Here is a 17251-nt window from a genome sequence, read left to right as displayed (position 1 = left end):
GCCCGGCCTGCCACGGCTGGTCGCCTCTCCCGGTCAGAGGAAGTCGAAGGTGAATGCGACGGTGGATGCGGCGGGCTCCTGTACCCGGAACGCGACGCGTGCGCTCTGGCCCGGTTCCAGCAGGGCTGCGCCGGGGTTCTCACCCAGGTACTGCGCGGGCGTGAACACGCCGCTGCCGATCACCCGGCCATCGGCATCGGACAGTGACAGGCGCAGGTCTGGCCACGCTTGTGCCCAACGTGCGTCGTTGCGGATGCTGGCCTGCACCTGCAGCACACCGGCCTGCCCGGGCAGCGGCCGGATCTCGCGGCTGGTCATGGTGAACGCCGTGGGTTCGTGCCAGGCCGGCAGGCTGCAGTGCAGGACGCCGCACAGCGTGCCCAGCCACGCGCGGTTGCCGGCGTCGGCGGCCAACCGCGCGCGGTCGGCCAGCACGCTCTGCAGTACCAGCAGCAATGCCAGCCCGGCGACCAGCAGCCAGTGCCAGCGGGGTGCTGGCAGCGTGCGTGCGCGCGTGCTGCCCAGGAAACTGGGGGCATCACTGGCGGCCGCTGCTGCTTGCACCGCGAGCGGCGCCGGTTCGATGGCCGCTGCTTCATCAACGATGACAACGTCATCGTCGTGTCGCCTTTCTGTCGCCGGTGGGCCTGCCAGGTCGATGGGCTCGACGGGCATCTGCTCCACAGGCGCTGTGTGCCCGGCTTCGTCCTGCATGCGCGCATCGGTCGCAGGCGCGGGCTCACCTTCCGGCGCGGTGCGCAGGAAGGTGGCCAGGGGACGGCGCGGTGGGTTCGGCTCGGACATGCTCAGGGCGCGGGCTCGGATCCAGCGGTCATTCAACCACGATCAGGCGCGGCGCACGCCGGTGATGCGCATCCAGTCGCCATCCTGGGTGGCCTGCAGATCGTCGAACCAGGCCGCATAGCGCTGCAGCAGTTCACCTTCCTGGCCATGCAGGATGCCGGACAGGGCGATGCGGCCACCGGCAGCGACGCGCGCGGCCAGCAGTTCGGCCAGCGCATCCAGCGCCGAGGCGAGGATGTTGGCGACCACGATCGGATAGGTCGCGACCGGTTCGTCCTGCGGCAGGTACACGTGCATGCGGGCCTGTTCGCCGTTGCGTTCGGCATTGTCGGCGGTGGCGACCAGGGCCTGCGGATCGTTGTCCACGCCGATGGCTTCAGCGGCGCCCAGCTTCAGCGCGGCCAGTGCGAGGATGCCCGAGCCGCAACCGAAGTCGAGCACGCGCTGGCCCTGCAGCAGGCCATCGACTGCCAACTGGTCCAGCCAGCGCAGGCACAGTGCGGTGGTCGGGTGGGTGCCCGAACCGAACGCCAGGCCCGGGTCCAGCCGCACCACGGCGGCATCGGCGGCCTGTGCGGCATCGGGCAGTTCATGGTTCCACGGCACGATCCAGGTACGGCTGCCGAAGTCCATCGGCTGGAACTGGTCGATCCAGGCGCGTTCCCAGTCTTCATCCTCGACCGCGCGGAAGCTGCCGCTGCTCCAGTCCAGTTCCGGATCGAAGGATTCCAGTGCGGCCAGCAGCAACAGCGCGTTGCTGTCGGCGGGGAACAGCGCGCTCAGCACCAGCGTGTCCCACAGCGGGGTCTCGCCCACGCCCGGCTCGAGGATGGCCTGTTCGTTGCTGGTATCGGCCTCGGCATCAAGCAGCGTGACGGCCAGTGCGCCGACGTCCTCCAGCGCATTCTCATAGCGGGGCTGGGTAGCTTCGGTGCAACGCAGGGTCAGTTCCAGAAACGGCATGGCGGTGGGGGCAATCGCAGGAAAGGGGGCCATGCTAGACCATCGGGGCGTCTCCGTATCGCCTGAGATGCCGCTCCGAGATGAACGAAGCCCGTTCAGACAGGCCCGTCGGGCCTTGCTAAACTTCGTGCTTTCCTGTCCGCCGCATCGCTCACCGCCGCCGATGGCCTTCGCTCCGACCCTGAAAACCTGGTTGCTCGTACTGCCGGCCGTGGCCGTGCTGGGCGTGGCCGGTTATCGGGCCAGCGGCCATGCCGCGACCTCTTCGCTGGCGTCGGCGGATCTGGCAGGTGGGGTGGCAGCCACTGACAGTGCGGCGCCGCTGCCGGTGATGCCGGAGGCGCTCGCGCGCCGCCTGGCACCCTTCGAGCGTGGCAATGCATTGCCGTCCGGGCTGCCCCTGGATCTCCGCGCCGATATCGAAGACGCCACCGACCTGTATGCCTATGCACAGCGGTTGCGTGTGCAGGCGGACGAAGGCAACCACGAGGCGCGCTGGATGCTCAGCCGTGTCTATGACTATTGCGCGCAGTACGCGGTCGATCCGGGTGGCTACCGCCTGGACAACAACGTGCTGGCCGGGCTGGGCCTGACCGCCGCGCCGGCGATGGTGCAGGCGCGCGAACGCGTCGCGCAGCGTTGTGGTGGTTTCGTGCCGGGCGACAAGCTGGGCACGGCCCTGGTGCTGTCCGAACGTCGCAAGGCGGCCGCGCAAGGCAATCTGGCTGCAGAGGCTGCGTTGTTCGCCGAGGGAGAGCCGCTGCAGGACAGCCCCGAGTACCGCCGTGACCTGGTTGAACGGGTGCGCACCTCGCGCGACCCGGAGGCCTTCATGGCGATCGCACCGGGCATGGGCGTGCGCGCCTCGGGTGACCGTGCGCTCAACGGCCTGGTGGCGGGCGAGCAGCTCAGTGAACTCGCTTGGCGGCTTGCGGCCTGCGAACTCGGTCTACCGTGTGGGGCAGACAGTGTGCTGGTCAACAGTTTTTGTGCGAACGGAGGGATCTGTTCGCAGGATGGTACGCAGGATTTCCGGGATTTCGTGTATGACGCTGCGGTATCGCGGCAGGGCGCTGGGAAGATGAAGGAATGGATCAAGCGATTGGTTGGAAAGAGGAACGAGCAATGAACTACCGCCGATTCCTGCACGGGGCCAAGTTCTGGTTCTGGGTGGCCCTGTTCGTGGCCTACTCGGCTGGCGCGGTTGGCCTGTTGATGATCGATACCTATGAAGATCGCTACCGGCATCTGTCGAAGGTGGAACTGACCACGGTGAAGGCGCAGGAAGACGTGCGCCGTGCCGGTGCCAGCCAGGTGGCCGCGGTCTATCGCGCGCAGAGCGGCATGCCGTTCGCGTCGCTGCCGGCGGGCAGCACCTTCCAGGTGGTGTGGCCGGATGGTTCGACCGAGACCATGGTGATCGTCGACCCGACCTCGCCCAATGGCGTGCGTCCGCTGGCGAACTCGCAGATTCCGGCCGAAGCGGCCGACAAGCGCTGATGCCACACCGGTAGCGCCGGGCCATGCCCGGCGGGTGGACGGTCGCAATGGAAAGCCGCCGGGCATGGCCCGGCGCTACCGCAAGAACGCGAAAAGGGCGGGAATATCCCCGCCCTTTTCATGTCCAGCACCGGGCACCGATCAGGTCAGCGCGATCGGCTTGTTCTTGCGTTCGGCCAAACGCTTTTCCAGGTAGTGGATGTTCTGGCCACCGGCCTGGAAGCCCTTGTCGCGCATGATCCGCTGCTGCAGGGCGACGTTGGTCTTGATGCCATCGACCACCATTTCGCTCAGTGCCACGCGCATGCGGGCAATGGCGGTTTCGCGGTCCGGGCCGTGCACGATCAGCTTGCCGATCATCGAGTCGTAGTTCGACGGCACGCGGTAGCCACTGTAGATGTGGGTGTCCACGCGCACGCCGGGGCCTCCCGGCGGATGGAAGCCGGTGATGGTGCCCGGGCTCGGCACGAACGTTTCTGCATCTTCGGCGTTGATGCGGCATTCGATGGCATGGCCGGTCAGCACCACGTCACTCTGCTTGATCGACAGCTTCTGGCCGGCGGCGATCTTCAGCTGCTCGGCCACCAGGTCGATGCCGGTGACCATTTCGGTGACCGGATGTTCCACCTGGATGCGGGTGTTCATTTCGATGAAGTAGAAGCGGCCGTCCTCGTACAGGAACTCGAAGGTGCCGGCGCCGCGATAACCAATGCGGATGCAGGCTTCCACGCACACCTTGCCGATCTGCTCGCGCTGCTCGGCGGTGATGCCCGGCGCCGGCGCTTCTTCCACCACCTTCTGGTGGCGGCGCTGCATCGAGCAGTCGCGCTCACCCAGGTGGATGGCGTTGCCCTGGCCGTCGGCCAGCACCTGGATCTCCACGTGGCGCGGATTCTCCAGGAACTTCTCCATGTAGACCTCGCCATTGCCGAACGCGGCCTTGGCCTCGCTCTTGGTGGTTTCGATCGAGGTCTTCAGCGAGGCTTCGGCGTGCACCACGCGCATGCCGCGGCCACCGCCGCCACCGGCTGCCTTGATGATGACCGGGTAGCCGATCTCACGGGCGATCTTGGTGTTGGCGACGATGTCCTCGCCCAGCGGACCGCCCGAGCCGGGCACGCACGGCACGCCGGCGGACTTCATCGCGCGGATGGCTTCGACCTTGTCACCCATCATGCGGATGGTGTCGGCCTTGGGGCCGATGAAGATGAAGCCGGACTCTTCCACCCGCTCGGCGAAGTCGGCGTTCTCCGACAGGAAGCCGTAGCCCGGGTGGATGGCCTGGGCGTCGGTGACTTCCGCTGCGGCGATCAGTGCCGGGATGTTGAGGTAGCTCTGCGGCGACGGCGCCGGGCCGATGCAGACCGACTCGTCGGCCATGGCCACGTGCTTGAGGTTGCGGTCGACCGTGGAGTGCACGGCCACCGTGCGGATGCCGAGGGTGTGGCACGCGCGCAGGATGCGCAGCGCGATTTCCCCTCGGTTGGCGATGACGACTTTGTCGAGCATGGCGTGCCCCTCAGCCGATCACGAACAGCGGCTGGTCGAATTCCACCGGCTGGCCGTTCTCGCCGAGGATGGCGACGATGGTGCCGGACTTGTCGGCTTCGATCGGGTTGAACATCTTCATCGCTTCGATGATGGCCAGGGTCTCGCCTTCCTTGACCTGCTGGCCCACGGTGACGAAGGCCGGCTTGTCCGGAGCGGACGAGGCGTAGAAGGTGCCGACCATCGGCGAGCGCAGCACGTGGCCTTCCGGCAGTGCCGGGCCCGGCTTGGCGGTGCCGCCGGTGGAAGCTTCGGTCGGCGACTGCATCGGCATCGCCTGCGGCGCCGGAGCAGCCGGAGCGGCATACACCGGGGCGGCGACCGGGGCGGCATAGCCGGCCACCGGGGCGCGCGACAGGCGCACCGACTCTTCGCCTTCCTTGATTTCGATTTCAGCCAGGTTCGACTCTTCCAGCAGGTCGATCAGCTTCTTGATTTTGCGGAGATCCATGGTGGCCTCTTTGCTCTTGATGTCAGTGTGGTGGGAAGCGCATCGCGCTCGGGTCAAAGCAGTTCGTAGAACTCGCGCAGCTGCCGTGTGCGGTCGCGCGCGAGGGTGATCAGGCAGCGCATCTGTGCGCCGTTGCGCGCCGTGCCATCGGAATTGAGGGCATAGACGGCGTTGCAGTCGTGGTCGCGCAGCTGCATCCAGGCACGCTGGGCCAGGACCAGCTGCTGCTCGGCATCGCCGCAATAGCTGCAGCCGCCACCGTTGGCGGGTGTGCGCAGCTGGCGCCGGGCTTGTGCATACACCGCATTGAGTTCGACATCAGCGGCTGCGGCCACGTCCGAGGCGCACAGGTCGCTCTCCATCGTGGTGGTCGGACGTGCGCAGTCGATGCCTTCGTCCTTGCGGTCGAACGCCGTGGCCGCACCGCAGAGACCGGCCCACGCCAGAACGCCGGCAAGCACGCGCGGCAGCACGTTCACGCGCGGGCCGCCTGCACGCGCAGCAGCGCCGCGTCCATCGCGTAGCGGTAGCTGTCGGCGCCGAAGCCGCAGACCACGCCCACGGCCTTGTCACTGAAGTAGCTGTGCTGGCGGAACGGTTCGCGGGTATGCGGATTGGACAGGTGAATCTCGATGAACGGCACCGCCACCGCCGCCAGCGCATCGCGCAGGGCCACCGAGGTATGGGTGAAGGCGGCGGGGTTGATCAGGATGAAAGCGGTTCCGTCGTCGCGCGCGGCCTGCACGCGGTCCACCAGTACGTGCTCGGCATTGGACTGCAGGCTCTCGATCGCGTGCCCGGCGGCCGAGGCCTGGGCCGCCAGCGCCTGGTCGATGTCGGCCAGCGTGGTGTGGCCGTAGACCTCCGGCTCGCGGGTGCCGAGCAGGTTGAGGTTGGGGCCGTGCAGGACCAGCAGCTTCGCCATGGGATCCGGAAGACAGGAAAGGGCGGCAGTCTGGCGGAACCGGCGGATGCTGTCCAGTTCGGCGAAGTTTGCTGCGTTTCAATCGTTTGTTTGAAACTTGCCGAAGCGCTTGCGGCCCTACGCGGGGCGGCGGATCAAGGCGCGCTGAACGCCGTGCGGGCGGGGGATGCGTGCACGTAGGGCGACGATGGCGGCAAGAGCCTTGCCGGGGGAGCCGCGCCACGCGTGGAAGAAGGAAGTTCGGTGCACAGCAAGCTACGCACCCACCGGAAAGGCGGGTCAGGTCTCCAGCGGCACCGTCGGCACCACGTTCGGGAACACCTCCTCCAGCGGCTCCCGTTCCCCCGGCTTCGGTGCCGGCCAGTTGTAGGCGTTCACCGGCTGCGCGCGGTTCACCCACAACGCGTAATACAGGTGGTCGGCACGGCCATCACCGGTATTGGGGTGGATCAGGATGGTCAGGCCCAGGCTGTTGAGCTGCAGCCAGGGCACCAGCACCGGCAGCAGGTCGTTGGTGAAGCCGAAATAGAACGACGGGGTGACGTGTGGTCCGCGTGGCTCCAGGTTCCAGTTGCCCAGCTCCACCGGGAAGCGCTCGGCCGCCCAGCGTCGCAGCAGCGCAGCCTTCTCGAAGCTGTCCTCGTCGAAGTAGATATGCGCGTGATAGCTCTTGATGTCGGTGTAGGCGCGAGGGGTCGCGGGCAGGGTGGCTTCGCCGGGACGCACGCTGGCCGGGCGCAGGGTCGGTTCGCTGGCTGTGGCCTGGCCCCAGGGGCTGCGCCCTTCCGGCGCTGGCGGCACGATGACACGGAAGCCGGGGCGGCCAGGCTCGGTGGTATTCACCGCGTCGTTGCCGCGCGGTGCTGCGGTGCCGGTCGACGCACTGGCCAGGCCACCGGCGGCCAGACCTGCCGAAGCGATCAGGCGGCGCCGTGCCGGCGAGAGCAGGTCGGCCCAGTGGGCGTCATCATCGCCGACGTCGATGAGGGGCTGCGGGTCAGGCTGCATGAAGGGCTCCGTGGCGGCACTGGTGTGGACAACCACGTACGCTCGGGCAGGGCTGCCGGTGGCGTCCAATAAGCAGGGGGCATCACTTCATGCATGGCCGGCTTCGATGCCATTGAGCGCGACCGCACGGCGGGCTAGGGTGCAGGTCTGCCGCCCCGGAGCCCTGCCATGGCCTCGCCCGATGCCGACACACAGCACAAGCGCGCGTCTTTCCGCCAACTGCACGCGCAGGGGTGCTTCGTGCTGCCCAACCCGTGGGACGTGGGCAGTGCGCGCTACCTGCAGCGGCAAGGCTTCCTGGCGTTGGCCACCACCAGTGCCGGCTGCGCCTGGAGCGAAGGGCGGCCGGATGGCGCGGTTTCGTTGCCGGCCACGCTGGCGCATCTGCGCCTGATGGCGGCGGCGACCCCGTTGCCGTTGAATGCCGACTTCGGTGATGGCTTCGGCGCGACGCCGCAGGCGGTGGAGGAGGCGGTGGCTGCAGCGATCGACACCGGCATCGCGGCGTTGTCGATCGAGGATGCCAGCGGCGTCGCCGATGCACCGCTGCGTTCGATCGACCAGGCGGTCGAGCGCCTGCGCGCTGCCCGTGCAGCCATCGACCGCGCAGGCGGTGACGTGCTGCTGGTCGGGCGTGCGGAGAATTTCTTCGTCGGCGTGCCGGATCTGCAGGACACCCTGCAGCGCCTGCGGGCCTATGCCGAGGCCGGTGCCGATGTGCTGTATGCGCCTGGCATCAGCACGCGCGAGCAGATCAGCGCGGTGGTTGCCGCTGCAGGGTCAAAACCGGTGAACCTGCTGGTTGGTGGACCGACACCGCTGAGCCTGCAGGACATCGCAGCGCTTGGCGTTCGCCGGGTCAGCCTGGGCGGTGCGCTTGCGCGTGCGGCATGGGGTGGGCTGATACAGGCCACACAGCCGATCGTGCAGGAGGGGCGTTTCGATGGGCTGCAGCAGGCGGCTTCCGGGGCCGCGTTGAACGCGTTGTTCCGCTAACGGACAGCCGGTAGATCCATGCCATGCGAAGATGGATGCGCCGGAGCGTACCGACGCCCAGCAATCGCGCTACAGCGTTTCCACTCCACCCCTGGGCAGCGTCACGCCAGGCTCCAGCGCTGGCAGCAGTTGCCAGAGCAGCTCAGGGTTGTCGAGCAACCCCGCGCCATCCAGATAGCTCCATTGCGCGGCGCCGACGCGGCGCACGGCGACCATGAACGAGGTGCTGCGGATCGGGGATTCACGTACGCGCAGCAACGAGTAGCGCGGGACGAAGCAGACCTCCTCGTCGCCGGCGGCATAGGTACGGGTCGGTACCCCAGCTTCGTCGCTGATGATGGTGACGCCGGCCTCGTGCAGCGCCTTGACCGTGTCGCGGGTTGATCGGGCGTATACCTCATCACCGCCGGCCAGGCGTTTCAGGCTGGGATGCGTGCGGGCGATGATCAGCTCGGCATCGCCGCGGGCGAACGCGGCCAGCATCCCCTGCACGTCCTGGCGCAGGGCGGCCGATTCGGATGGGGTGAGCTCGCCGGCTACGGCCGTCGGCGCCATCGTGGCCAGCAGCAGGAACAGCAGGGGAGCAAGCAGGCGTCGGTGCATCGTCGGGGACCTCCACGGGATGCGGCGCACTATACGGTGAACGCAAAAACAGCGTCCCACCGGTGGCGCTGGTGATCCGGGAATCATTACTTACCATTGGTAGGTAATGATTCCTGGAGATTCACCCATGCACAGTCTCATCGTCACCACCCACCCGGAAACCGGATCGCTCACCCATGCCATCGCCCAGCGCATCGGCGACGCCATCCGGGCCATCGGCGCCGGCAACACCGTAACCCACGCCGACCTGGTCGCCGAAGGCTTCGATCCGCGCTTCAACCGCGATGACCAGGCTCTGTTCCGCGGGACCGGCCCGGTTCCGCCCGATGTGGCGGCCGAGCATGCGCGGCTGGACGCCATCGATACGCTGGTGCTGGTCTACCCTCTGTACTGGTGGTCGTTCCCTGCCTTGCTGAAGGGATGGATCGATCGCGTGTTCACCCAGGGCTGGGCGTACCAGGACGGTGCCGATGGCAAGGTGCAGAAGAAGCTGCAGCGCCTGCGCGTGCATCTGGTCGGCGTTGGCGGTGCGGGCGCGGAAATGATCGAACGGCGCGGCTATGGCACGGCGATGAAGACCCAGATCGACATGGGCATCTTCGACTACTGTGGCGCGCGCGTGCTGTCGTCCGAACTGCTGCTCGACGCCGACAGCGGTGCCGCGCAGGCGCATCTGCAGACCGCCATGGAAATCGGCCGTAAAATCGGTACTCCGATGAGTTGATCACCGTGTTCCGCCGATGCCTGCCAACGCCGCTCCCACGCGCCGCCGATTGACCCGCGAGCAACGCGCCCGCCAGTTGCTGGACGTGGCCTGGGCGCTGGTTGGCGAAGAGGGCACCGACGCGTTGACGCTGGGACGGCTGGCCGAGGCGGCGGGCGTGACCAAGCCGGTGGCCTACGATCACTTCGTGACCCGCAACGGCCTGCTGGCCGCGCTCTACGATGACTATGACGGGCGGCAGACGGTGGTCTTCCACGAGCGTATCGGCCGCGCCCGGGCGCAGCTGGCCGACCGTGCGGCAGCCATCGCCTCCGGCTACATCGACTGCATCCTCAGCCAGGGCAGTGAAGTGCAGGGCATCCTCGCCGCGCTGGTGGGTGCGCCGGAACTGCACGAGGTGCGGCGGCGTTACCAGCAGGACTTCATCGACAACTGCGACGCCTGGCTGGGCCCGTTCGCCAGCGACGGCTCGGTGCCGCTGGCGGGACGCTGGGCGATCCTGGGTGCGGCTGAAACCCTGTCCGAGGGTGTGGCCGCGGGCGCGCTGGACAAGACCGACGCCGAGGCCGAGCTGCAGCGGCTGATCGTGGCGACGGTCAAGCGTCGCTGAGCCGCTTCGAAGGTCAGGCCCCGGCGGTACTGCCGGCCAGCGTGGCGAATCCTGCCGCCAGCTGATCGCGCACCCATGCGTCGCGCGCGTCGCGGCTCTCAGAACCCAATACCACGGTGATCAGGCGTATAGGCTCGTCCCGCCCGTGTACCACCCGGCATGCGGTGGCGGCCAGGCAGAAGCCTGCGGCCTGGGTGTAGCCGGTCTTCAAGCCATCCACGCCGTCATCGCCAAGCAGGGCGTTCTGGTTGTTGCGGCTGAAGCTGCCGTGCGCGAACGCGCGCTGCGCGGTGACCGCCAGGATCTGCGGATGATCGTTCAACAGGCACGCGGCCAGCACCGCCATGTCGCGCGCGCTGGACGCATGGTGCGGCGTGGTGATGCCGGAGACGCTGGCGAACCAGGTGCTGCGCAGGCCGAGCTGGCGCGCGTGCCGGTTCATGCGCTCCAGGAACGCAGGCTGCGATCCGTCCAGGTGGCGCGCGACCGCCAGCGCCGCGTCATTGCCGGAGACGATCATCAAGCCTTCCAGCAGGCGCGCGAGCGTGACCGTTTCGCCGGGCACCAGGCCCATGCGCGTTTCATCGTCGGCGACCGCATGCACGTCGTCGGCGGCGATGGTGACTTCGTCCTCCCACGAGCGCCCGCGCTCCTCGACACACTCGTAAGCCGCGTAGGCGGTCATCAGCTTGGTCAGCGAGGCCGGTTGCCTGGCGATGTCCGCGTTGTGCTGGTGAATCACTGCGAAGGTTGCCGCATCGAGGGTGATGGACGACAGCGGTGCACGCGCAGGAGCAGGAGGCGGCATGGAAACGACGATGACAGTGGGGGCCCTGAGGATAGTGTGCGGCGGCTGCACGAAGCTGAAATATTGCAACGATATAACGTAGCATCATTGCGGGCCGCCGATGGCCCGACGGGACATCCGATGACTGCACGCATTCCACGCCGCTGGCTTCATTCTTCGTTGCTGCTCGCGCTGGCCGCACTTGGCAGCTGCCAGCCCAACCTGCGCACCGAGGCTGTTTCCTCCGCCGAAGCCGGTCCGCTCAATGTGATCGTGATGATCAACGACGGTGCCGGCTGGGGTACCTGGGACGCGGCGACCTACTGGCAGTATGGCCGCCGCGAAGGCGCACCCTATGCGGATTTCCCGCTGCGCCTGGCGGTAACCACCTTCCCGTTGAATGCCAGCAGCCAGCCGACCCGCGACAACGCACAGACGCTTGGCTACGACCCGGGCAAGGCCTGGGATGACACGCCGGTTCCTGCGCAGGACCTGCCGTTTGCCGGCTACCAGTACCTGGCCGCGGTGGCTACCGACAGTGCGGCGGCGGGCACCGCGTTGTCCTCGGGCATCAAGACCTACAACAACGCCATCAACTACAACAACGATGGCCAGCCGGTCGAGTTCAATACGCTGCGCGCCAAGCGCCTGGGCATGGCGACCGGTGTAGTGACTTCGGTACCGTTCGCGCACGCCACACCGGCCGCATTCGCAGCGCAGAACGAATCGCGTAGCAGCTATCACGCCATTGCGCACCAGATGCTGGCGCAGGGCCACATGGACCTGGTGATGGGCACCGGAGGCCCGGGCTACAGCGTCGACGGCCGCGCCTGCAACGAAGGCACGGACGCCGCAAACGCAGAGGGCTGCGCGAATCCATGGGAGTGGGTGTCGCAGCAGGATTGGCAGCAGCTGGAAGCGGGCAGCACCATCGCCGGCAATCCGGCGGGACCGTGGCGCCTGATCCGCAGCAAGGAAGCGTTCGCCGCGCTGGCGCAGGGACGGTTGCCGGCCGACAGGCCGCTGATCGGTGTACCGCGCGTGGCCAACACCCTGCAGCAGGCGCGCCGCCTGCAGGTGCTGGGCAAGGATGCAGCCACGCCTTCGGGAGTGAGGAAGATCGACAGCGTGCCCGATCTGGCGACCATGACCCGCGGCGCGCTGCAGTTCCTGCAGCAGCGCTCGTCCAAGGGGCTGTACCTGATGGTGGAAGGTGGCGCCACCGACTGGGCCGCACACACCAGTGCCTGCGGCACCGAATGGCATTACGGCCAGTGCAGCGATCAGCCGCAGTATGGCCGGTTGATCGAAGAGACCATGGAGTTCAATAACGCGGTGACGGCGGTGGTCGACTGGATCGAGCGTAACGGTGGCTGGGAGCGCAACCTGCTGATCGTTACCACCGACCACGACAACAGCATGCCGATGGGCCCGGATGCACAGGCCGTTGCCTTCTCTCCGGTACGCAACAACGGCCGCGGCCGCATGCCCGGGATCAGTTTCCGTCCCACCGGCAACCATTCCAATGCACTGGTGCCATTGTGGGCCAAGGGCGCGGGCTCGGAACTGCTGGGCAAGCGCGTGCGCGGCGTTGATGCCGGCTACCGTCAGCACGTGCGCTGGAACGACGGCAGTTACATCGACAACACCGACGTGGCTGCGGCGGTGCAGGAGGCGCTGCAGCGTCCACGGTAACGCCCGGTTGCACCCGGGCTGTTGTCGAGGCAGCCTGCGCACATGCAGTCGGATATCCGCATCGACGGTCGTGTCTTCGCCTACGTCTTCCCCTGTGCGTGGGAAGACTACGCGAAGATCGGTTTCTCACGTGATCCGCTCGGACGCATCAGCGCATTGCACCGGCGTTGGTTCGAGTTCTTCGACCTCGACGCCGGTGCACTGGTGGAAGCGGAAAGCGAGCGCGATGCGCGAGATCTGGAGCTGCAGCTGCGTTCGCCGTTCAAGGCGCACCGCGCGCCGGCGCCGATGACGGTCCAGGACAAGGCTGGAGGTCGCACCGAATGGGTACGTGGTGCCAACCAGGCCTTGTCGCGTGCAATTATCGCGTTGGGCGAACAAGGCTATCGCTGCTATCCACTGAAGGCGTGGCTGCGGGCCCCCCTGTGCCTGCGCATGGACCAGCTGCACGACTGGGCTGCGGTGCAACTTCCGGAGGAGGAAGGCCTGCGGCTGCCCAGTGGCCCCGGCGAGCGCGCGCTGCGTGACACCCTCGACGGTTGTCGGGCATTGGATATCGATCCGATCCCGTGGCTGCCTGAACACGTCCAACGCTGGTACGCAGGGTGAGGAGCGTTCAACGGGTTCTCGGCGGCTGAACAGGCGCAGCCGGTTGCTGCGCGCACTGCGGGGCAGGTGTGGTAGGGCTGGCCAGCTGGCGTGCCAGCTCGGTGCTGGCCACGTGGCCCTGCAGGAACAACAAGCCGCCGAAGATGTTCATGAGCGTGCCTCCACTTGAGTGCATTGCACGATACGGGCAGCATGGACGGGGAAAAAGCGACATTTCCGCAAGCGTGCCTTGAGAGGAATTCAAGCCTGATGTCCCGCCCACCGCTCCATGCCCTGCAGGGTTTCGTGGCCGCCGCCCGGCTCGGCAACCTGTCGCGCGCGGCGGCGTCGATGAACCTGACCGTCAGCGCGCTCAGCCATCAGATGCGGCAGCTGGAAGAACGGCTCGGGCAGCCGCTGCTGATCCGCCAGCCGCGTGGTGTCACCCTCACCCTGGAGGGCCAGCGCCTGCTCGACCAGGTGGGACCGCATCTGGATGCGATCAACGAAGCCTTCCAGCCCTATGCCGCACGTGCCGAGCACGTGCTGACGATCAGCGCAGTACCGTCGATGGCGTCGGCCTGGCTGGTGCCGCGCCTGGGTCACTTCGTGGCAGAGCACCCACAGATCGAGATCAACCTGCAGTCGAGTGAACGCCTGATTGATTTCGAGCGGCAGCGCCAGTTCGACGCCGCGCTGCGGCTGGGCAGCGGGCAATGGCCAGGTCTGGTGGTGGAGCCGCTGTTCGACGAATGGCTGCTGCCAATGGCGAGCCCGGCGCTGATCGAACGCATGGGAGGCGTCGACCGTGTGCCGTTGACCCAGTGGCCGCTGCTGGGTGATCCGGACGGGGCATGGGGCGCCTGGTTCGCGTTGAGCGGGCAGAGCCCGCCGTCGCGCTTCGTGGCGGTGCTGGATGATTCGGAGGCGCACCATCGCGCCGCTCTGGATGGCGTGGGCGTGGCTCTCGGGCGGGTGACGCGGGCGCGGCTGCTGCTGGATTCGGGCCAGTTGGTCGCGCTGTCCAGCCAGCGCCTGAAGACCGACTGGCCACATTGGCTGGTGTACCCGCAGCGCTCGGCCAGCCATCGTGGCTTCCTCGCGTTCCGCGACTGGCTGCATGCGCAGGCCGCCGAGCACGTGCGGCACATGGCAGACGCGCATCTGTAGCGTGGCGCGGTGCTCGATCTTGCATCTGTAGAGTCGAACCATGCTCGACTGGTCTTTCGAAGAAGCAGTCGAGCATGGCCCGACTCTACAGTCACCGCACCAGCGTGACTGCCTGCCCGGCACGCGCGAACGCTTCCTCCAGCAACGGGCCTGCCTTGATCGCTTCCACTTCCTCGAACAGCGCCTGCAGCGCGCCGGCCGGGCGTGAGGCCAGCGCCGCCACCGCCTGCTGGATCGCGGTGAAACGGTCGGCCAGCACGCGATGGCCGGGATGCGCCTGTGCCCAGGCCACCAGCGGCTGGCGCACGCCGGCGGCGGCATCCAGACGCTGCTGATCGAACAGGGTGATGGCCGCCGCCGAGGTCTCCGCCCGCTCGATCGTGGCGTTGCGCAGTTCACGGCTCAGGAACAGGTCATAGGCCGCGCCACGCCCCACCGCGATGCGCAGCCCTTCGCGGTCGAGGTCGGCCACCTGCTGCGCAGGGCTGTCCTCGCGAACCAGATAGGTGCCTTCGATCTCCACGTACGGGGCACTGAAGGCGATGCGGTCGGTGCGTGCCGGATCGATGGCCAGGAAAGCCAGGTCCCAGCCGTCTTCGCCCGCTGCGGCAACCACCGAGGCTGCGGCATCGTGGCAGGTGAAGCGTGCCTGCACCCCCATCCGTTGCGCCAATGCGGTAGCCAGTTCCAGCGAGGGGCCGCGCGGTGAGCGCGCATCGCCCTGTGCCAGCACCGGGTTGCCCAGGTTGATCGCCACGCGCAGGAAACCGTGCGGTGCCAGCGTACTTCGATGGTCGGCCAAGGACATGCAGGACTCCACGGGGCAGGGGAGACCCAGCATGCCAACAACGGTGTCCGCGTAGCGTGGACTCAGCCGTGCGCGGCGAAAGTGCCGTGGAAGCCCAGTGGCACCGCATACGGCAGCCAGGCCTGTGCCAGCGGGCCGTCATCCACATGGCGCGCATCCAGCACCGCCAGGCCACTGCGCTTGTTGACCGGGTCAAGCAGGGTGCCGATCAGCCAGCCATCATCAGCTTCGCGGCTGCCCGGGCGCGGTACGAACACATGCTCTTCGGCCATGATGTCCGGCCCGTAGTTCCACCGCTGGCGGCGCCCGCGATCGATGTCGAACGCAGCCACGGCGTTGAAGTACGGTGCGGTGGCCGGGCCGTCGATGGTCGGCGCATACAGCCGTGCGCCACGTGTGTTCGTCGAGCGCGGGTCGAACAACGGGAACTCCACCGCGCTGATGCCCAACGTCTCCCAGCGGGCCTGTCCACGACGCAGGTCCAGATGCAGCTCGACCAGGCTGGCGCCACTGTTGGCCGCATGTGCACCGTCACCGGCCATCGCTTCCTTCATCGGCGAGCGCGCCTCGTTGATGTCGTCATGGCGCACTGCGCGCAGCACGATGCCGCCATCGCGGGTGAACGCGTCGCCGAAGTGATAGATCGCCGCGAACGGGGCATCGAACCATTGCGCCTTGTCCGGCGCATCCTTGGCGACCACCGCGATACGCACAGGACGCTGCGGTGCGAACTGCATGCGCTCGAAGAAGCTGCCGCCTGCGCCGGTGAAATCGAACGGCATCATGACGAACACCAGGTGCTGGTCGGTCATCGCGAAGGCATGCAGGTAGCCATGCTCGGGTGTTTCGATCACATTGGCGCTGCGCAGCTGGCCGTCCGCACCGATGTGCCAGACCAGCAGGCCATGGCCCCCCATCAGGCTGATCGAGCCGAAGTTCCAGAGGCTGCCGTCGCGATCGGTCAGCGGGTGCGCCGAGAACGGCAGCGCGGCCAGGTCCGGGCGCCAGGTGACCGGGCCGAGCGTCTGCAGCGAATCGGGGTCCACTTCGAACGCAGAACCGGATTCGCACAGCGCGAACAGGCGGCCATTGATCATCGTCACCGAGGTGTTGGCCACGTTGGCATCATCGTTGTTGCGTACCGCCAGCGCACCGGGAACGCTGGTGCCGGCAGCCGGATACTGGAAGCGGCCGGCCTTCTGTTCACGGGTGAATTTCGGCGTGGCGACCATGCGCCCGTGATGGGTCAGGCTGCCATCACCATTGAAACGCCAGCCATGCACCATGCCGTCGCCGTCGAACCAGTGGTCGTAGCGGAAGCCATCGCGCTCGGTCCACGCCGGGCCGTTGCGGTACAGCGTACCGGCCAGGCCTGACGGCAGCTTTCCCTGCAGCGGCACGGTGGCCGGGCCGAGGCTTTCGCTGCCGACGCTGCGCCAGCCGAGCAGCCAGGGGTGTTCCTGCATACCCTGCGCGAACCGCGCCGGGTCGCCGGCGAAGGCGGGAGCGCTGCGCAGCACGGTGGCGCCCAGGGCCAGGCAGGCACTGCTGCTGAGCAAGGTACGAAGGAAGCGGCGACGGTCCATGGTGGCCTCGGGTCTGGATGCGGAATCAGCGCAGGGTGATGTCGATGGCGGCGCCAGCGGCTGGCACGTTGACGCGTGCTTCGTCGAAGGTCGGCTTGCGCATCACCTGCGGGTTGTTGCTGAAGCCGTAGCCTTCCACCGGCATGCCGACCAGGTTGGTGTCGAGCTTGCCGTTGTCGTTCTCGTCGTGGGTGAGCAGCACGGCATAGCTGCCGGCCGGTATACCCTTGAACGTGAAGTGAGCGCTGTCGCCGCTGGGCGCCGCCTGCTGGGCCTGCACGGGCTTGGTCTTGCCGTCCCAGGCGGCAGCGCTGTCGACCAGCGCAACGCGCAGGGTGCCGCTCTGCGCGTGGACGTCGTGCACGGTCACGGCCAGGTCGGCGGCGTGGGCACTGGCGGCCAGGGCCAGTGCAGTCAGGGCGGTGCTGAGCAGGGCGGTGCGGATCATGGCAGTGGCTCCGGAAGTGTGTGTGGCGGTGTGGCGC

The 17251-nt window shown here is 67.6% G+C and carries 21 protein-coding genes; 8 read left to right on the top strand and 13 right to left on the bottom strand.

All coding sequences use genetic code 11. The features are described from left to right. Positions 1-33 precede the first annotated feature (33 nt). Positions 34-804, bottom strand: a complete 771-nt coding sequence (locus M1L61_RS20960; protein WP_248854060.1) for a DUF3426 domain-containing protein — start codon at positions 802-804, stop codon at positions 34-36. Between the two features lie 42 nt (positions 805-846). Further along, positions 847-1767, bottom strand: a complete 921-nt coding sequence (gene prmA / locus M1L61_RS20955) for a 50S ribosomal protein L11 methyltransferase (protein WP_010481075.1) — start codon at positions 1765-1767, stop codon at positions 847-849. A 163-nt stretch (positions 1768-1930) separates the two neighbouring features. Between prmA and M1L61_RS20950 the strand changes: the two genes are divergently transcribed. Both M1L61_RS20950 and M1L61_RS20945 read left to right on the top strand, forming a co-directional pair. Continuing rightward, complete coding sequence (locus M1L61_RS20950; RefSeq protein WP_010481077.1) at positions 1931-2896, top strand: hypothetical protein; 966 nt, start codon at positions 1931-1933, stop codon at positions 2894-2896. After that, positions 2893-3267, top strand: a complete 375-nt coding sequence (locus tag M1L61_RS20945) for a hypothetical protein (RefSeq protein ID WP_010481078.1) — start codon at positions 2893-2895, stop codon at positions 3265-3267. Before M1L61_RS20950 ends, M1L61_RS20945 begins: the two co-directional genes overlap by 4 nt. A 141-nt stretch (positions 3268-3408) precedes the next feature. Here M1L61_RS20945 and accC read toward each other — a convergent pair whose 3' ends face one another. The 5 genes from accC to M1L61_RS20920 form a co-directional block, all read right to left on the bottom strand. Continuing rightward, positions 3409-4776, bottom strand: a complete 1368-nt coding sequence (accC, locus tag M1L61_RS20940; protein WP_010481079.1) for an acetyl-CoA carboxylase biotin carboxylase subunit — start codon at positions 4774-4776, stop codon at positions 3409-3411. A 10-nt stretch (positions 4777-4786) separates the two neighbouring features. Then, entirely contained in the window at positions 4787-5266 is a 480-nt protein-coding gene (gene accB / locus M1L61_RS20935) for an acetyl-CoA carboxylase biotin carboxyl carrier protein (protein WP_010481080.1), read from the bottom strand. A gap of 53 nt (positions 5267-5319) precedes the next feature. Beyond that, on the bottom strand, positions 5320-5745 hold the full coding sequence (locus M1L61_RS20930; protein ID WP_049452977.1) for a lysozyme inhibitor LprI family protein: 426 nt from the start codon (positions 5743-5745) through the stop codon (positions 5320-5322). After that, entirely contained in the window at positions 5742-6191 is a 450-nt protein-coding gene (gene aroQ / locus M1L61_RS20925) for a type II 3-dehydroquinate dehydratase (RefSeq protein WP_049452975.1), read from the bottom strand. Before aroQ ends, M1L61_RS20930 begins: the two co-directional genes overlap by 4 nt. A gap of 279 nt (positions 6192-6470) precedes the next feature. After that, positions 6471-7199, bottom strand: a complete 729-nt coding sequence (locus tag M1L61_RS20920) for a DOPA 4,5-dioxygenase family protein (RefSeq protein WP_126560180.1) — start codon at positions 7197-7199, stop codon at positions 6471-6473. A 168-nt stretch (positions 7200-7367) separates the two neighbouring features. On the opposite strand from M1L61_RS20920, the gene M1L61_RS20915 reads away from it, so the two are divergent. Further along, positions 7368-8195 carry an isocitrate lyase/phosphoenolpyruvate mutase family protein gene (locus M1L61_RS20915; protein WP_126560181.1) on the top strand — a complete coding sequence of 276 codons (828 nt, stop codon included), beginning with the start codon at positions 7368-7370 and terminating at the stop codon, positions 8193-8195. Between the two features lie 69 nt (positions 8196-8264). On the opposite strand, the gene M1L61_RS20910 is transcribed toward M1L61_RS20915, so the two are convergent. Continuing rightward, complete coding sequence (locus M1L61_RS20910; RefSeq protein WP_010481085.1) at positions 8265-8798, bottom strand: hypothetical protein; 534 nt, start codon at positions 8796-8798, stop codon at positions 8265-8267. Between the two features lie 127 nt (positions 8799-8925). Between M1L61_RS20910 and M1L61_RS20905 the strand changes: the two genes are divergently transcribed. Together M1L61_RS20905 and M1L61_RS20900 are read left to right on the top strand one after the other, a co-directional pair. Further along, on the top strand, positions 8926-9522 hold the full coding sequence (locus tag M1L61_RS20905; protein ID WP_057502407.1) for an NAD(P)H-dependent oxidoreductase: 597 nt from the start codon (positions 8926-8928) through the stop codon (positions 9520-9522). A gap of 16 nt (positions 9523-9538) precedes the next feature. Beyond that, the gene (locus M1L61_RS20900) at positions 9539-10132 is read left to right on the top strand and encodes a TetR/AcrR family transcriptional regulator (protein ID WP_029379726.1); all 594 of its coding nucleotides are present in this window, start codon (positions 9539-9541) and stop codon (positions 10130-10132) included. Between the two features lie 13 nt (positions 10133-10145). Here the strand turns inward: M1L61_RS20900 and M1L61_RS20895 are convergent, their stop codons facing one another. Next, on the bottom strand, positions 10146-10940 hold the full coding sequence (locus M1L61_RS20895; RefSeq protein WP_019338958.1) for a D-alanyl-D-alanine carboxypeptidase family protein: 795 nt from the start codon (positions 10938-10940) through the stop codon (positions 10146-10148). Positions 10941-11060: 120 nt separating this feature from the next. Here M1L61_RS20895 and M1L61_RS20890 point away from each other — a divergent pair, with 120 nt between their 5' ends. Together M1L61_RS20890 and M1L61_RS20885 are read left to right on the top strand one after the other, a co-directional pair. After that, positions 11061-12614 (top strand): alkaline phosphatase, encoded by a 1554-nt coding sequence (locus tag M1L61_RS20890; RefSeq protein WP_248854059.1) that lies wholly within the window; start codon positions 11061-11063, stop codon positions 12612-12614. 42 nt (positions 12615-12656) lie between these two features. Beyond that, complete coding sequence (locus M1L61_RS20885) at positions 12657-13223, top strand: GIY-YIG nuclease family protein (RefSeq protein ID WP_248854058.1); 567 nt, start codon at positions 12657-12659, stop codon at positions 13221-13223. A gap of 7 nt (positions 13224-13230) precedes the next feature. Here M1L61_RS20885 and M1L61_RS20880 read toward each other — a convergent pair whose 3' ends face one another. Then, entirely contained in the window at positions 13231-13374 is a 144-nt protein-coding gene (locus M1L61_RS20880) for a hypothetical protein (protein ID WP_167345302.1), read from the bottom strand. A gap of 98 nt (positions 13375-13472) precedes the next feature. Here M1L61_RS20880 and M1L61_RS20875 point away from each other — a divergent pair, with 98 nt between their 5' ends. Continuing rightward, positions 13473-14372 carry a LysR substrate-binding domain-containing protein gene (locus tag M1L61_RS20875; RefSeq protein WP_010481100.1) on the top strand — a complete coding sequence of 300 codons (900 nt, stop codon included), beginning with the start codon at positions 13473-13475 and terminating at the stop codon, positions 14370-14372. 91 nt (positions 14373-14463) lie between these two features. Here the strand turns inward: M1L61_RS20875 and M1L61_RS20870 are convergent, their stop codons facing one another. From M1L61_RS20870 to M1L61_RS20860, 3 genes are all read right to left on the bottom strand, one after another. Continuing rightward, a complete protein-coding gene (locus M1L61_RS20870) occupies positions 14464-15180 on the bottom strand; it encodes an ABC transporter substrate-binding protein (protein WP_126560188.1) in 717 nt (238 codons plus the stop codon). Between the two features lie 62 nt (positions 15181-15242). Continuing rightward, positions 15243-16766 carry a carotenoid oxygenase family protein gene (locus M1L61_RS20865; protein WP_049480699.1) on the bottom strand — a complete coding sequence of 508 codons (1524 nt, stop codon included), beginning with the start codon at positions 16764-16766 and terminating at the stop codon, positions 15243-15245. 25 nt (positions 16767-16791) lie between these two features. Next, on the bottom strand, positions 16792-17214 hold the full coding sequence (locus tag M1L61_RS20860; protein ID WP_019338953.1) for a DUF2141 domain-containing protein: 423 nt from the start codon (positions 17212-17214) through the stop codon (positions 16792-16794). Positions 17215-17251 lie beyond the last annotated feature (37 nt).

This window comes from Stenotrophomonas sp. NY11291 (genome assembly GCF_023277365.1).
Taxonomy (GTDB): Bacteria; Pseudomonadota; Gammaproteobacteria; order Xanthomonadales; family Xanthomonadaceae; genus Stenotrophomonas; species Stenotrophomonas geniculata.
Note: the sequence above shows the minus strand (reverse complement) of the source record. Positions and strands in the feature narration are given on the sequence as shown.